Below are 15,120 nucleotides of genomic sequence, written 5' to 3' on the forward strand. Positions count from 1 at the left end.
TTTTTTGTTGTTTTATGGGCTAGTTTTGACGGTGTTGACATGCGCTATGGGCGAACGCTTTCCGAGGGGCTTGATTTCAGCCTCCTAGTCGCTTCGATTCTGCGGGGTCTTCAACCTTCGCTGAGCCATCCGCTTCAATCAACGGTAATTCTACCTATCAGCTATTTGCATTAAACAAGTAAGATATATCAAAGGAGGAATTGGAATGGAATATAAAGATACGTTACTTATGCCGAAAACTGACTTTCCGATGAGAGGCGGTTTAACGACAAAAGAACCGCAACTGCAAGAACAGTGGGAAAAAGACAACATGTATGCAAAAGTATTGGAACGCACAAAAGGTAAACCGACATTCATCCTACATGATGGTCCTCCTTATGCAAACGGTGACCTCCACATGGGGCACGCACTCAACAAGGTGCTTAAAGATATCATCGTGCGTCACAAGTCCATGACAGGCTTCCATGCACCATACGTTCCAGGTTGGGACACACACGGTCTACCGATTGAACAGGCTCTTGTGAACAAAGGTGTGAAGCGTAAAGAGCATAGCATCGCCGAGTTCCGTGAAATGTGTAAAGAATATGCGCTAACGCAAATCGATAACCAACGCACACAATTCAAACGTCTAGGTGTTCGAGGCGATTGGGATAATCCATACATTACACTTAAACCTGAATTCGAGTCCCGCCAAATCAAAGTATTCGGTGAGATGGCGAAAAAAGGCTACATTTATAAAGGTTTGAAGCCGGTTTATTGGTCACCTTCGTCTGAAACAGCATTGGCTGAAGCAGAGATTGAATACCAAGACAAAAAGTCACCTTCCATCTATGTCAGCTTCCCAGTTCGTGACGGTAAAGGCGTATTGGATAAGGATGTCAATATCCTAATCTGGACAACAACTCCTTGGACCATTCCAGCAAACCTAGGAATTTCCGTTCACCCTGACTTTGTTTATACAATTGTAGAAGCAAACGGTAAGAAGTTCTTAGTCGCAAAAGACTTAGTTGAAGGTCTAGCAACTGAACTCGGGTGGGAAGATTACACGACTGCTGGAGAATTCAAAGGACGTGAGCTTGAGCGAATCACTGCGAGCCATCCGATTTATGACCGTGAATCACTCGTAATGCTTGGCGAACACGTTACTGCTGACGCTGGTACTGGTTGTGTTCACACAGCTCCAGGACACGGTGAAGACGACTTCTACGTGGCGAAACAATATGGCCTAGGTGTCTTGTCTCCAATTAACGATCGTGGTGTGATGACAGAAGAAGCACCATTATTTGAAGGGTTATTCTATGAAGATGCAAACAAAGCTGTTACAGAGAAGTTGAAAGAAGTAGGGGCACTTGAAAAGCTCTCGTTCTTTACGCACTCGTATCCGCATGACTGGCGCACGAAAAAGCCGGTTATTTACCGCGCTACTGCACAGTGGTTTGCATCAATTGAATCATTCCGAGATGAGCTTCTAGAAGCGATTCGTAAAACGGACTTTACGCCATCATGGGGAGAAACTCGACTTTATAATATGGTCCGCGACCGCGGAGACTGGTGTATTTCACGTCAACGCGTATGGGGTGTTCCGATTCCTGTGTTCTACGCAGAAGACGGTGAACCGATTATCACAGATGAAACAATCGACCATATTTCAGTATTATTCCGAGAGCATGGTTCTAATATTTGGTTCGAGTGGGATACAAAAGATTTACTACCGAAAGATTTCACGCATAAAGGTAGCCCGAATGGTGCGTTTACAAAAGAAACGGACATTATGGATGTTTGGTTTGACTCAGGTTCTACCCACCAGGGTGTCCTTGAAGAGCGCGATGATCTTTCATATCCAGCAGATCTCTATCTCGAAGGATCTGACCAGTACCGTGGTTGGTTTAACTCATCCTTAACGACTAGTGTAGCGATTAATGGAATTGCACCATACAAAGGCTTGTTAAGCCATGGTTTCACACTAGACGGTGAAGGTCGCAAGATGAGTAAGTCAATTGGTAACGTTATCCTACCATCGAAAGTGACGAACCAATTCGGAGCGGACATTCTTCGCCTGTGGGTATCTTCAGTCGATTACACAGCAGACGTTCGAGTTTCTGATTCAAACTTCAAGCAAGTTTCTGAGGTATATCGTAAAATCCGTAATACAGTTCGTTTCCTTCACGGAAATACATCTGACTTTACACCGGGTACGGATACGGTTGCATTTGAAGACTTGCGTGCAGTCGATCAGTACGTTTACGTGAAGCTTCAAGACTTGATCCGTGATGTACGAACAGCTTATAACAATTATGAATTTGCGACTGTCTACCATGCTATCAATTCATTCTGTACTGGTACATTGAGCTCGTTCTACCTAGATATCGCGAAAGATGTTGTCTACATTGAAGCTGCTGATCATCCACATCGCCGTGCGATGCAAACAGTTATGTATGACACGCTACTCGCGCTATTGAAATTAGCTGCACCGATTTTGCCACATACAGCAGACGAAATGTGGGCTTACTTGGAGCATGAAACAGCTGAAAGTATCCAGCTTACAGATATGCCTGAAGCAAAGGAGTTTGAAGCGACAGAACTTCGTTCTCAGTTTGATCAGTTAATGCTCGTTCGTGATGATGTTTTGAAAGCATTAGAAGAAGCTCGTAACAATAAAGTCATCGGTAAATCACTGGAAGCTCACGTAACTGTTGCTGTACGAGACGATCTTGCCGCATTATTTGCGACAGAAACAATTGACTTTGCTCAATTCTTTATCGTTTCGAAATTTAGTGCTGTTGCAGCATCTGAGATGCCTGAACACGCCGTTTCACTAGCGACTGGTCAAGTAGCTGTTGAGAAAGCAAGCGGCGAGAAGTGTGAACGTTGTTGGACAATTTCAGAGACAGTCGGTTCAAGTACTGATTATCCTGAGTTATGCGAACGTTGTGCAGATGTTGTTGCGCACCATTATGCATAAGAACTAAAGAGACGCTGCGATCCGTCTACTCGGATTTTGCAGCGTCTTTTTTCATTTGATGTAATTAGACTTGCACGCGATACAGTAGGGTATGATAAACTAAACAAGACACTGCAGGACGGAGGGAACCGGGTTGTTCATTTATTATGGTATTGCAGCGATTGTCATTTTGGTCGATCAGCTGACAAAATGGTGGATTGCTGTAAATATGGAAATCGGAGAACGAATTCCTTTAATCGAACCGTATCTAGGCTTGCTGTCACACCGGAACCGTGGTGCGGCATGGGGTATGCTTGAAGGTCAAATGTGGCTATTTGCAATTGTTACGATTGTCGTCGTTGGCGGGATCGTTTATTATTTTCAAAAAGAAGGAAAGAACGAACCATTGTTTGCGTGGAGCTTGATGTTATTACTTGGAGGCGCAGTTGGGAACTTTTTAGATAGAATGGTACGAGGTGAAGTAGTAGACTTTGTTAGTGTTCTAATTCCAGTTATCAACTATGACTTTCCAATATTCAACGTCGCAGATGCTTCTTTGACAATCGGAGTCGTGCTCGTAATCATTCATCTGTTTTTAGATGAAAAAAAGAACAAGAAGGATAAGGTGGCATAATGGAACAGTTCCAATTTGTAATTGACGCACAATTAGCAGGGGAGCGAATCGACAAAGCGCTTGCTACTGCACATTCGGAATGGTCACGTACGCTCATTCAACAATGGGTAAAAGACGGAGTCGTATTAGTGAATGGAAATATAGTGAAATCGAATTACAAGGTGAAAGACGGGGATGCATTGACCGTGGATGAGCCAGAACCGGAAGAACTTGATATGCCTGCAGAAGATTTGAACTTAGACGTTGTCTACGAAGACAGTGATGTACTCGTTGTAAACAAGCCAAGTGGTATGGTTGTTCATCCAGCTCCAGGTCATACGAAAGGGACACTTGTAAATGGACTCATGTTCCATTGCAACGACCTATCAGGTATAAATGGTATCATGCGTCCGGGTATTGTCCACAGAATTGATAAAGACACATCAGGTTTGTTGATGGTTGCTAAAAATGACAACGCACACACTTCCCTTGTCAATCAGTTAGTGGAAAAGTCTGTGACACGTGTTTATACAGCCCTCGTGCATGGTCACATTCCTCACGACAACGGTACAATCGATGCTCCTATAGGAAGAAACCAAAAAGACAGACAAAGTATGTCTGTCGAAAACCAAGGAAAGCACGCCGTCACACATTTTAAAGTACTTGAGCGATTCGGTGACTTTACATTGGTCGAGTGTCGTCTGGAAACAGGCAGAACACACCAAATTCGTGTGCATATGAAATACATCGGACATCCACTTGCTGGAGATCCAAAGTATGGTCCTAAGAAGACGATCGAGTATGATGGTCAAGTTCTTCATGCAGGAACTCTCGGATTTGTACATCCCGTAACGAAAGAATATATGGAATTCACAACACCACTACCAGAAGATTTCAAACAATTGTTAAATGAGTTACAATCTGAAAAAGGTTGACGTTCATCAATTCAAGCGGTATGCTTGTTGTAGAAACTTAATAGCGAACCTTTAACGCCAATCCAGAGAGGTTGGGAAGGATGCACGTAGTTCAGAGTCACGCTTGCGAGCGCAGACTACTGAATCCTATTTACGCACATAAACCTTCCTGCCAGAAAGACGGCCGGAAGGTTTTTTGTATGTAAAAACCAACGTTAAGGTTTGGCTGCATGTGAACTACAGGTTAATCATACTAAATTTAAAGGAGACGTTTGACATGGCAGAAAAAGCGAATATCTTGGATGAAAGTGCCATCAACCGTGCACTCACCCGTATCGCACATGAAATTATTGAACGTAACAAAGGTATCGATCATTGTATTTTAGTCGGCATCAAAACACGAGGTGCTTTCCTTGCGAATCGACTCGCAGAAAAAATCGAGCTGATCGAAGGTAAGCCAATTCGTATTGGGGAACTTGATATTTCCTTATACCGTGATGATTTAGGGCTTAAATACGAAAACAAAGAGCCGCTAGTTAAACAAGTCGACATTAATTACAGTTTGTCGGATGAGCGAGTGGTGCTTATAGATGATGTATTGTACACAGGCCGTACAGTGCGAGCGGCCATGGATGCAGTCATGGACTTAGGAAGACCATCTTCCATCCAACTAGGAGTCCTTGTGGATCGCGGTCATCGCGAACTCCCGATCCGACCTGATTTTGTCGGAAAGAACATTCCAACTTCAAGTGATGAAAAAGTAGTTGTAAATTTAGTTGAATCAGACGGAGAAGACAGCGTAACTATTCACTCTCGTTAATTAAGAACCGCTTGGAGGCGCACGAATTATGTCAGAAAAAGTATTGGATATTCATGAAAAACCAGCAACCGGTAAATGGGTTGCTTTAAGTCTCCAGCACATGTTCGCTATGTTTGGGGCAACAATCCTAGTCCCACAACTCGTTGGACTTAGCCCAGCAATCGCTTTACTGACAAGTGGTATCGCAACACTTATTTTTGTTGTCGTTACACAAGGTAAAGTCCCAGCGTATCTTGGATCTTCCTTCGCTTTCATAGTGCCTATACAAGTCGCGACTGAAACTGGTGGAATTGGAAGTGCAATGATCGGTAGCATGTTCGTTGCACTCGTTTATGCGATTGTCTCACTTCTAATATGGAAAACTGGTCACAACTGGATTATGAATATTCTTCCGCCTGTCGTAGTAGGACCAGTGATTATGGTAATCGGTTTAGCAGTTGCTCCAACGGCAGTGAAAATGGCAAGCTTGATAGATGTAAACGATCCTGGTTCATATAGTTTATTGTACTTTTCAGCAGCACTGGTTACACTTGCGACTGCTATCATCTGTCTAATGTTTTTCAAGGGTGTAATCAGTTTAATGCCGGTGTTAATCGGCATTATTGTAGGCTATATTTACTCTGCTGCCATCGGCATTGTAAACTTTAAGCCAGTGTTAGAAGCAAAGTGGTTTGCAGTTCCGGAGTTCTTAATACCGGGAGTCGATTACCACTTCGCAGTGACACCTACGCTACTATTCGTCATGGTACCAATCGCGATTGTCACAATCTCAGAACACATCGGTCACCAACTTGTGCTTGGAAAAGTTGTAGAGCGTGATTTCATCCGTGATCCAGGGTTAAATCGTTCACTGTTAGGTGACGGTATAGGAACACTTATAAGTGGTTTGCTTGGTGGACCACCGAAAACGACTTATGGCGAAAATATCGGAGTCATGGCCATCACACGTGTGTATAGCGTATATGTTATTGTTGGAGCTGCAGTGTTCGCTATACTATTCTCCTTTATCGGGAAAGTTATGGCACTCATTTCAACAATACCAACGGCTGTACTAGGCGGGATTTCAATCCTCCTATTCGGAATTATTGCATCATCAGGATTACGTATGCTTGTGGATCACCAAGTCGACTTTGACAAACAGCGAAATCTTGTCATCACATCAATTATTCTTGTCATCGGAATTGGTGGTGCATCCATCAACTTCAGCGATACGTTCCATATTGAAGGTATGGCGCTAGCTGCAATCGTCGGTGTAGTTTTAAACTTAGTGCTACCTGGACGTGAAAAGAACACGCTGGATGACGTTCAAGAAGAACCACTACTTGTGGATAAAGACAACTAAATACGTTAGACCTTTTAACATTGTACAGAGAGACAAGGAAAGGTTTATGTGACAGGGACTGCAAGGGACCTGCATACATAAATGGCCTTCCTATATGCTGGGAAGGCTTTTTTTAAAACCTTCCCCTAACTAAGAGGAGGACGAAAAAATGGATAACTTACTTACGATGAAACAATTTAGCGAAGAAAATATTATGGAAATCTTGAATTATGCGGAGTATTTGAAGCGACACGGAATTCGGGAATTGCCCGGGAAATATTTAGTGAGCAACTTGTTCTTTGAGCCGAGCACTCGCACAAAACTTAGCTTTGAAATCGCTGAACGGAAATTAGGGTTGGAAATTATCCAGTTTGATCCAGGTCATTCAAGTACGACTAAAGGAGAAACACTTTTTGATACAGTCAAAACTCTTGAGGCATTAGGAGTAAATGCTGTTGTCATCCGTCACCCTGAAAAAGAGTACTACAAACAACTTGAAGGTATTAAAATTCCAGTTTTCAATGGCGGAGATGGTACGGGGCAACACCCGAGTCAATCGCTTTTGGACCTGTTCACAATCAAAGAAGAGTTCGGCTACTTCCTAGGACTGAACGTCGTTATTGCGGGTGATCTGTCACACAGTAGAGTTGCAGCTTCTAACGCGGAAGCATTGCGAAAACTTGGTGCAGATGTCCAATTTGTTTGCCCAGATGAGTGGTCAGGTGAGTACGAAACAGTCCCAGGCTGGGATGGGTTGATTGAACAAGCAGACGTTGTGATGTTGCTACGTGTTCAACATGAACGTCACGATGAAAAAATGAGTTTTACTAAAGAAGTGTATCACGAGCAATATGGGTTGACTGCAGAACGGGCAGCGATGATGAAGGAGAACGCGATCATTATGCATCCGGCTCCAATCAACTGGGGAGTCGAAATTGCAGAATCATTAACAACTCATCCGAAACTACGTGTATATGAGGCTGTTGAAAATGGAGTTTACATCCGCGCTGCTGCGATGGAAATGATTTTACGAGGAGGAAATGTACATGCACAAGCTGCTCCGAAATATTTGGCTATATGACGAAACGTCACAAGATTTGAAAGATGTACGGATACAAGATGGAAAGATTGCGGAAATCGGACAAAATCTAGAGGTGAACGGTGCAGAAGTGATTGACGGCAACGGTTCTTGCTTAGCACCAGGATTTGTCGATGTGCACGTTCACTTAAGAGAACCAGGTGGCGAGCATAAGGAAACTATTGAAAGTGGAACGAAAGCTGCCGCTAAAGGTGGCTACACAACAATCTGTGCTATGCCAAATACACGACCTGTTCCAGATACAATTAAAACTATACAACATGTTAACGAGTTGATTGAAAAAAATGCAGTAATTCGTGTTTTACCGTACGCTTCGATTACAATTCGAGAAGCGGGTAAAGAGCGTACGAATCTTGCAGAACTAAAAGACCATGGAGCATTTGCGTTTACAGACGATGGTGTAGGAATTCAACAGGCGGGAATGATGCTTGAGACAATGCAAGATGCCGCGAAATTGAATATGGCAGTCGTTGCGCACTGTGAAGATAATACGCTCATTTATGGAGGCGCAATGCACGAAGGCATTCGTAACAAGGAACTCGGACTACCAGGAATCCCTTCAGTAGCAGAGTCGGTCCATATTGCTCGCGATATTTTACTTGCTGAAGCAGCGGGTGCACACTATCATGTGTGTCACGTAAGTACGAAAGAGTCAGTTCGCGTAATCCGCGATGCAAAACGTGCTGGAGTAAATGTAACAGCTGAAGTAACGCCACACCATTTGTTACTTACTGAGCATGACATTCCTGGTGATGATGCGGTATGGAAGATGAATCCACCACTACGTGGCAACGAAGATTTAGCAGCATTACGTGAAGGCTTGCTTGACGGGACGCTAGATTTCATCGCAACAGATCACGCGCCTCACAGTGCGGAAGAAAAAGCTGTAGGATTTAAGATAGCACCATTCGGGATTACTGGTTTTGAAACGTCTTTCCCATTACTTTACACGCACTTCGTGAAAAACGGAGATTGGTCGTTGAAGCAACTGGTCGATTGGTTTGCGAAGAAACCGTGTGACGTATTTGACCTTCCGTATGGCATCCTTGTAGAAGGAGCTACAGCAGATCTAGTACTCCTTGATTTGACGACAGAGCAGGCAATTGACCCAACTACATTCCTTTCAAAAGGAAAGAACACACCGTTTACAGGAGTGACATGCACAGGATGGCCTGTGATGACATTTTTCGGTGGAGAAACCGTCTTTACAAAACAAAAGTGAGTACTGCAATGATCCAGAGAATAGAAGGGGGTTCTTGCATGATTGTACAGAACAGAATGACGATATTCGCAACACGTCAAATTGCTACTAATATTATTGAAATGGTACTCGAAGGAAACCTTGTGAGTGAAATTGCTTCACCTGGTCAATTTGTTCACATCCGTGTATCCGATACATTTGAACCGTTATTAAGAAGACCCATTTCAATTGCTTCTTTCGATAAAGAGAACCAACAAATGACGCTCATCTTCCGTGCGGAAGGAAGAGGAACACAGCTGCTCGCAGCAAAACAAATTGGTGTAGAAGTAGATGTCCTCGGACCTCTTGGAAATGGTTTCTCTGCTGACAATTCAGCACCGGGTGAAACAGCTGTATTGATTGGTGGCGGAATTGGCGTACCTCCTTTGTATCAGCTTTCTAAAGAACTGACTGCAAAAGGCGTCAACTGTGTACATATTTTAGGTTTTCAATCTGCTACCGCTGTATTTTATGAAGAAGAGTTTGCGGCTCTTGGCGAAACACGCATCGTGACAGCAGATGGAAGTGCAGGTGAGCAAGGTTTTGTGACCGATTCCCTTGCACGAAATCCTGTAGACTTCACAACGTATTATACGTGTGGACCAACACCTATGCTTCACGCAGTGCAACAAGCCTTTCATGATAAATCGGGATTCTTGTCCTTTGAACAGCGCATGGGGTGCGGCATTGGCGCTTGCTTCGCATGTGTATGTGAAACGCAAGCAGGGCAGCACATGCGTTACGTCAAAGTCTGCTCAGATGGACCTGTATTTCCAGCGGGGGTGGTTGCATTATGAATCGATTAGCTGTTGAATTACCGGGATTATCGTTAAAAAATCCAATTATGCCTGCTTCAGGATGTTTCGGATTTGGAAAAGAGTATGGAAATCTTTATGATTTATCTCAACTCGGAGCTATTATGATCAAAGCCACAACGCTCGAGACACGATTCGGTAACCCGACTCCACGAGTAGCGGAAACAGCTGCAGGGATGTTGAATGCTATAGGACTTCAAAATCCTGGATTAGAGCGAGTGATGGCTGAAGAGTTAACTCGCCTCGCTCAACATGACGTTCCAATTATCGCGAATGTAGCTGGATCTGAGATAGAAGATTATGTCCAAGTCGCGGAAGTTATTTCTAAAGCACCAAACGTTAACGCTTTAGAATTGAATATTTCATGTCCGAACGTTAAATGTGGCGGAATTGCATTTGGTACAGATCCAAAACTCGCTGCAGAATTAACGGCAGCTGTGAAAGAAGTGTCGAGTGTTCCGGTTTATGTAAAGTTATCTCCTAATGTGTCAGACATAACAGTCATTGCTAAGGCTGTAGAAGCAGCTGGAGCAGACGGAATTACAATGATCAACACATTAGTCGGCATGAGACTCGACCGGAAAACAGGCAAGCCTGTCATCGCAAATGGTACAGGGGGACTTTCAGGACCTGCTGTAAAACCAGTCGCAATCCGTATGGTCTATGAGGTAAGTAAAGCGGTAAATATACCGATCATCGGAATGGGCGGAGTTACAGATGCTGGAGATGTTCTTGACTTTTTATCTGCTGGAGCAAGCGCTGTAGCGGTAGGAACAGCGAACTTTGTTAACCCATTTGTCTGTCCAGAAATCATTCATGCGCTGCCTTCTTTGTTAGATGAATTAGGAGTTGCAAACATCACAGAGCTAATCGGAAGGAGTCATGCGGTATGAACACATCCCCAATCATTGCACTCGATTTCAAACACCAAGAAGCTGCATTGTCCTTTTTAAAACCGTTTGAAACAGGAACATTTGTTAAAGTCGGAATGCAACTGTTTTACAAAGAAGGTCCGAGTATTCTTTATCGTCTAAAAGAGCAAGGGTTTGATGTGTTCTTGGATTTGAAATTACATGATATCCCGAATACGGTAAAGTCAGCAATGACATCACTTGCAGCAGTAGGTGCAGATTTAGTAAATGTCCATGCTGCAGGTGGTTCGTTGATGATGGAAGCGGCACTTGAAGGATTAGATATAGGAACAGAAGCGGGGCAGAGTAGACCTTCAATTATTGCAGTCACTCAGTTGACTTCAACAACAGAAGCACAAATGCAACGGGATCAACTGATTCAACACTCGTTAAACGATTCAGTCCTTCACTACGCAAAGCTTGCACAAGCTGCTAAGTTGGATGGCGTCGTCTGTTCAGTTCTTGAAGCGAGTTCGATTGCCAATGTATGTGGTCAAGAGTTCTTAAAAGTAACACCTGGAATTCGGCTTGCAAACGATGCTGCACATGATCAGAAGAGAATTGCCACTCCAGCAGAAGCTAGACAAATGGGTTCAACGCAAATTGTAGTGGGTCGCTCGATTACAGGGGCAGTAGACCCAGTAGCAGCGTACGAAGAAATTGCACGACAGTGGAAAGGACTGAACGAATAATGACAAAACAAGAAATCGCAAAAATACTATTACACGTAGGTGCTGTAACACTTAGTCCCGATGAACCTTTCACATGGGCTTCAGGCATTCAATCACCAATCTATTGTGATAACCGTCTTATTATGTCGGACCCAGGTGGACGTCGCCGAATTGCTGAAGGAATGGCAGCTTCGATTAAAGCCAACTATCCGAATACAACAGTCATTGCAGGTACAGCAACAGCAGGAATTCCACACGCTGCATGGATTGCCGATATTTTAGGTTTACCGATGGTATATGTTCGTTCTAAAGCCAAAGGTCATGGACGTAGCAAACAGATTGAAGGAAAAGTAAAGCCTGAAGATCGCGCAATCATTGTAGAAGATTTGATCTCTACGGGCGGAAGTAGTTTGACAGCTGCTGATGCATTAAAAGATGCGGGTGTCCAAGTTGAAGGCGTTGTGTCCATCTTTACATATGGATTAGAGAGTGCAAATCAGGCATTTGAAAAGGCAGGATTAACATACACGAGTCTTACAGATTTCAATGCCCTTGCGGAAGTTGCAATACGTTCTGGCGCGATCCGCGAAGAATCCCTTGCCTCACTTCTAGATTGGCATCAAAAGTTGAAATCGGGATCATTGCAATAATTGACTGAAGCTGGCGTTTTGCGCTAGGCTTCTTTTTTTGTATAAAAATTGAGTTCGACAGCAATCGATAGATGTCGAATGTTGCAGAATAATAGGTAGGAGTGAAAATAATAGGGATTCTAGGGAGACTTTGTCGATAGGAATAGATTTATGAGCGGATTTGTCATTTTATGATCATTTTTTGAAGGTTATGATCATATATTGCAAGTTATTATCACATTTTGTTGTTTATGATCAGTTTTGACGATTTATGAGCGAAATCGACAATTTATGATCATTTACTGTGTTTTATGAGCACGCAGCAACTACTGGACCTACTGAAAAAGAAAAACCATCATGGCGGCTGCCATGATGGTTGGAATTATGCTTTTAATTGACGTACGACATCTTCATCAGGCGTGACAAATACTGTTTTTTGCTCAAAGTAAATCACAAATCCAGGTTTTGAACCATTTGGCTTTTTCACGTGTCGCACTTCTGTGAAATCGACAGGTACGGATGCAGAACCTCGCGCTTTACTGAAATAAGCTGCGAGAGTTGCTGCCTCCTGAATCGTAGCTTCACTTGGTTCTTCATCATGAATGACAACATGTGACCCCGGTATATCTTTCGTATGGAGCCAAATATGATTTCGAGCTGCAAGCTTAGATGTCAACCAATCATTTTGACGATTATTTTTGCCGACTGAAATCTTAGTGCCGTCCGTAGACTGATACGATTCAGGCATCGGCTTTTTCGGTTTCACTTTCTTTTTGCTCTTTCGTGCTTTCATCAGCCCTAGTTCAGCAAGCTCATCACGAATTTCATCGATATCGTCTGTGGATGCTTGCATCACTTGTTGCTTGACCATTTCGAAATACTCGATGTCTTCATGAGCTTTATCCAACTGACTTGCAAGTTGAATTAATGCATTCTTCGCTTTTGTATACTTGGAAAAGTATCGTTGAGCATTATCGATAACAGATTTACGTGGATCCAGTTGAATGGTAACAGTTGTGCCTTGCTCATAATAGTTCTCCACTTCAGCTTCCTTCTGACCCTTTTCAATTGCATAGCTGTTGGCAGTAAGTAGTTCTCCGTACAATTGGAAGGTGTCTAGACGACCTGCATCTTTACGTTCTTTTTCAAGCTTCTGCACTTTTAACTTCAATTTCGCAATTTCATTATCGAGCCAACGTTCGAGATCGGCGGCTTGTGCTTTCACCCGTTCCCTCACAGCACGTGCGAAGTAGACCTTGTCTAACAATTCACCTAATTTCGGATAAACAATTGCAGACGCTTGTGCAAACGTTAACTCTGCAGCTGAAAATAATAACTTTCCGTCTTTCTCCACAGTATTAGGATGAAAAGGACCTTCGGAAAAGATGCTGACGAATTGTTGATAGGTCTTAAAAGCAGGTTGGTCTTCTGAATGAGCCAAGCGGTATAAAAGTTCTTCAGCATGAATAGGTGAAAAACCAGAGAGTTCCTGTACGACTGCTTTAGGCGTATCAAACGTAGGAAGTAATTGTTCAAACGTTTCTTGTGTAAGTGTGTAAGGATTTAGTTTGTCTTGAGGCGGTGCAGGAATGAACGGCTGCCCTGGCATAATAGTCCGATAACTGTTGACGCTTGGTGGTAAGTGTTTCATGCTATCGATGATCATATTGCGTTCAGGGTCGAGCAATAAAAAGTTGCTATGTCGGCCCATGATTTCGAAGACAATCGTGCGTTCCATATCGTCACCAATTTCGTTCTTAGAGCGAATAGTGAACTTCAAGATTCTGTCTGTTCCCATCTGTTCAACCGCTGTAATTGTCCCGCCCTCCAAGTGTTTACGGAGTGTCATACAGAACATAGGTGGCTCTTTCGGATTTTGTATCGTTTCTTCTGTAAATTGTACACGTGCATAGGAAGGATGAACCGAAAATAGTAACTTTCGGTTTTGACCACCTGCACGGATAATGAATACGGTTTCTTGTGCATTTGGTTGGTGAATTTTAGAGATTCGTCCGTTTTCTATTGCTTGTAGTTCGCGTTTCATTGCGGTCGTAAACAGTCCATCAAAGGCCATGTGAATTCCTCTTTCTTTTCGTTTTCTCCATTTTAGCACTACGCGTCTAAGATATGGTATAATACGAATACAAACTTCGGATCATTCCCGTTTAGGACTGATTTGAATGGAGAGACTACATTAGAAGAGGGATTGCATGTTTAAACAACGAGGACTTTTGATTGTTCTTTCCGGCCCCTCAGGAGTCGGCAAAGGGACAGTTCGGAAAGAACTTTTTACACAACCGGACACCAATTATGAATATTCGATATCGATGACGACACGTCTGCCTCGAGAAGGTGAAGTGGATGGAGTCGATTATTTTTTCCGCCCGCGTGAAACATTTGAAGAATTGATTTCTCAAGGTAAACTTCTTGAGCATGCAGAGTATGTTGGGAATTACTACGGCACACCGCTTGACTATGTCAACGAAACACTCGATTCAGGAAGAGATGTATTCTTGGAAATTGAAGTGGTTGGAGCAGCGCAAGTGCGTGAGAAAATGCCTGATGGTTTGTTCATTTTCTTAGCACCGCCAAGTCTTTCTCATCTAGAGCAACGTTTGGTCGGGCGTGGAACCGAAGTCCTAGAGGTCATTGCATCACGAGTTGCAAAAGCTCGCGATGAATTAGAGATGATGGACTTGTATGATTATGTAGTAGAAAACGATGAAGTTACCAAAGCGTGCGATCGTATTAATTCAATCGTAATTGCAGAGCACTGTCGTAGAGAACGCGTCGAAGCACGTTATTTAGCCATGTTGGAAGGGGAATAAGACAATGTTATATCCATCTGTTGATTCACTAAAGGAAAAAATCGATTCTAAGTACACACTGGTTTCACTTGCCGCAAAAAGAGCTCGTGAAATGCAGGAAAAGAAGGATGAGCAACTGCCTTCTTACACATCTCATAAGAATGTCGGTAAAGCACTTGAAGAAGTTGCAGCAGGCATGCTTCACAAACGTAAAACGGATGATTCCATTGTCTATGAGGACGAAATTTAAACAGCATTTGAGTTGAATACACATATGGAAGCTCCCTTAGAAAACGTACTTTCTTTGGGAGTTTGTCATTTTCGGAAAGGATGATGAAG

At 43.2% G+C, this 15,120-nt stretch carries 14 protein-coding genes; 13 read left to right on the forward strand and 1 reads right to left on the reverse strand.

Annotated elements, in window-relative coordinates:
- Window positions 1-205 precede the first annotated feature (205 nt).
- The 11 genes from ileS (at window position 206) to pyrE (ending at window position 11,995) form a co-directional block, all read left to right on the forward strand.
- Entirely contained in the window at window positions 206-2,962 is a 2,757-nt protein-coding gene (ileS, locus tag ACRPI0_RS03545) for an isoleucine--tRNA ligase (RefSeq protein WP_432354903.1), read from the forward strand.
- Window positions 2,963-3,095: 133 nt separating this feature from the next.
- Window positions 3,096-3,575: a signal peptidase II gene (lspA, locus tag ACRPI0_RS03550; RefSeq protein WP_432354905.1), complete on the forward strand. Its 480-nt coding sequence runs from the start codon at window positions 3,096-3,098 to the stop codon at window positions 3,573-3,575.
- Window positions 3,575-4,489, forward strand: coding sequence for an RluA family pseudouridine synthase (locus ACRPI0_RS03555; RefSeq protein WP_432354906.1), 915 nt, complete (start codon window positions 3,575-3,577; stop codon window positions 4,487-4,489). Before lspA ends, ACRPI0_RS03555 begins: the two co-directional genes overlap by 1 nt.
- Window positions 4,490-4,745: 256 nt before the next feature.
- Window positions 4,746-5,288: a bifunctional pyr operon transcriptional regulator/uracil phosphoribosyltransferase PyrR gene (gene pyrR / locus ACRPI0_RS03560; RefSeq protein WP_432354907.1), complete on the forward strand. Its 543-nt coding sequence runs from the start codon at window positions 4,746-4,748 to the stop codon at window positions 5,286-5,288.
- 28 nt (window positions 5,289-5,316) lie between these two features.
- Window positions 5,317-6,630, forward strand: coding sequence for a solute carrier family 23 protein (locus tag ACRPI0_RS03565; protein WP_432354908.1), 1,314 nt, complete (start codon window positions 5,317-5,319; stop codon window positions 6,628-6,630).
- A gap of 148 nt (window positions 6,631-6,778) precedes the next feature.
- Window positions 6,779-7,690, forward strand: a complete 912-nt coding sequence (locus ACRPI0_RS03570; protein ID WP_432354909.1) for an aspartate carbamoyltransferase catalytic subunit — start codon at window positions 6,779-6,781, stop codon at window positions 7,688-7,690.
- Complete coding sequence (locus ACRPI0_RS03575; protein WP_432354910.1) at window positions 7,656-8,930, forward strand: dihydroorotase; 1,275 nt, start codon at window positions 7,656-7,658, stop codon at window positions 8,928-8,930. The genes ACRPI0_RS03570 and ACRPI0_RS03575 overlap by 35 nt, the downstream gene beginning before the upstream one ends.
- Before the next feature lie 38 nt (window positions 8,931-8,968).
- Window positions 8,969-9,745, forward strand: a complete 777-nt coding sequence (locus tag ACRPI0_RS03580) for a dihydroorotate dehydrogenase electron transfer subunit (protein WP_432354911.1) — start codon at window positions 8,969-8,971, stop codon at window positions 9,743-9,745.
- Window positions 9,742-10,656, forward strand: a complete 915-nt coding sequence (locus tag ACRPI0_RS03585; RefSeq protein WP_432354912.1) for a dihydroorotate dehydrogenase — start codon at window positions 9,742-9,744, stop codon at window positions 10,654-10,656. The genes ACRPI0_RS03580 and ACRPI0_RS03585 overlap by 4 nt, the downstream gene beginning before the upstream one ends.
- Window positions 10,653-11,366 carry an orotidine-5'-phosphate decarboxylase gene (gene pyrF, locus ACRPI0_RS03590; RefSeq protein ID WP_432354913.1) on the forward strand — a complete coding sequence of 238 codons (714 nt, stop codon included), beginning with the start codon at window positions 10,653-10,655 and terminating at the stop codon, window positions 11,364-11,366. The genes ACRPI0_RS03585 and pyrF overlap by 4 nt, the downstream gene beginning before the upstream one ends.
- Entirely contained in the window at window positions 11,366-11,995 is a 630-nt protein-coding gene (gene pyrE / locus ACRPI0_RS03595) for an orotate phosphoribosyltransferase (RefSeq protein ID WP_432354914.1), read from the forward strand. The genes pyrF and pyrE overlap by 1 nt, the downstream gene beginning before the upstream one ends.
- 361 nt (window positions 11,996-12,356) lie before the next feature.
- Here the strand turns inward: pyrE and ACRPI0_RS03600 are convergent, their stop codons facing one another.
- Window positions 12,357-14,048 carry an Rqc2 family fibronectin-binding protein gene (locus tag ACRPI0_RS03600; protein ID WP_432354915.1) on the reverse strand — a complete coding sequence of 564 codons (1,692 nt, stop codon included), beginning with the start codon at window positions 14,046-14,048 and terminating at the stop codon, window positions 12,357-12,359.
- A gap of 136 nt (window positions 14,049-14,184) precedes the next feature.
- Here ACRPI0_RS03600 and gmk point away from each other — a divergent pair, with 136 nt between their 5' ends.
- Together gmk and rpoZ are read left to right on the forward strand one after the other, a co-directional pair.
- Entirely contained in the window at window positions 14,185-14,802 is a 618-nt protein-coding gene (gene gmk / locus ACRPI0_RS03605; protein ID WP_432354916.1) for a guanylate kinase, read from the forward strand.
- Window positions 14,803-14,806: 4 nt separating this feature from the next.
- The gene (gene rpoZ, locus ACRPI0_RS03610) at window positions 14,807-15,031 is read left to right on the forward strand and encodes a DNA-directed RNA polymerase subunit omega (protein ID WP_432354917.1); all 225 of its coding nucleotides are present in this window, start codon (window positions 14,807-14,809) and stop codon (window positions 15,029-15,031) included.
- Window positions 15,032-15,120: the final 89 nt, after the last annotated feature.

The organism is Sporosarcina sp. A2 (genome assembly GCF_050858885.1).
Classification (GTDB): Bacteria; Bacillota; Bacilli; order Bacillales_A; family Planococcaceae; genus Sporosarcina.

What these genes read in the sequence shown, in the direction of transcription:
- ACRPI0_RS03555 (WP_432354906.1), top strand. Translation starts at nt 3,575, where the DNA reads ATGGAACAGTTCCAATTTGTAATTGACGCACAATTAGCAGGGGAGCGA.
- pyrR (WP_432354907.1), top strand. Translation starts at nt 4,746, where the DNA reads ATGGCAGAAAAAGCGAATATCTTGGATGAAAGTGCCATCAACCGTGCA.
- ileS (WP_432354903.1), top strand. Translation starts at nt 206, where the DNA reads ATGGAATATAAAGATACGTTACTTATGCCGAAAACTGACTTTCCGATG.
- ACRPI0_RS03580 (WP_432354911.1), top strand. Translation starts at nt 8,969, where the DNA reads ATGATTGTACAGAACAGAATGACGATATTCGCAACACGTCAAATTGCT.
- ACRPI0_RS03575 (WP_432354910.1), top strand. Translation starts at nt 7,656, where the DNA reads ATGCACAAGCTGCTCCGAAATATTTGGCTATATGACGAAACGTCACAA.
- pyrF (WP_432354913.1), top strand. Translation starts at nt 10,653, where the DNA reads ATGAACACATCCCCAATCATTGCACTCGATTTCAAACACCAAGAAGCT.
- ACRPI0_RS03585 (WP_432354912.1), top strand. Translation starts at nt 9,742, where the DNA reads ATGAATCGATTAGCTGTTGAATTACCGGGATTATCGTTAAAAAATCCA.
- pyrE (WP_432354914.1), top strand. Translation starts at nt 11,366, where the DNA reads ATGACAAAACAAGAAATCGCAAAAATACTATTACACGTAGGTGCTGTA.
- ACRPI0_RS03565 (WP_432354908.1), top strand. Translation starts at nt 5,317, where the DNA reads ATGTCAGAAAAAGTATTGGATATTCATGAAAAACCAGCAACCGGTAAA.
- rpoZ (WP_432354917.1), top strand. Translation starts at nt 14,807, where the DNA reads ATGTTATATCCATCTGTTGATTCACTAAAGGAAAAAATCGATTCTAAG.
- ACRPI0_RS03600 (WP_432354915.1), bottom strand. Translation starts at nt 14,048, where the DNA reads ATGGCCTTTGATGGACTGTTTACGACCGCAATGAAACGCGAACTACAA.
- ACRPI0_RS03570 (WP_432354909.1), top strand. Translation starts at nt 6,779, where the DNA reads ATGGATAACTTACTTACGATGAAACAATTTAGCGAAGAAAATATTATG.
- gmk (WP_432354916.1), top strand. Translation starts at nt 14,185, where the DNA reads ATGTTTAAACAACGAGGACTTTTGATTGTTCTTTCCGGCCCCTCAGGA.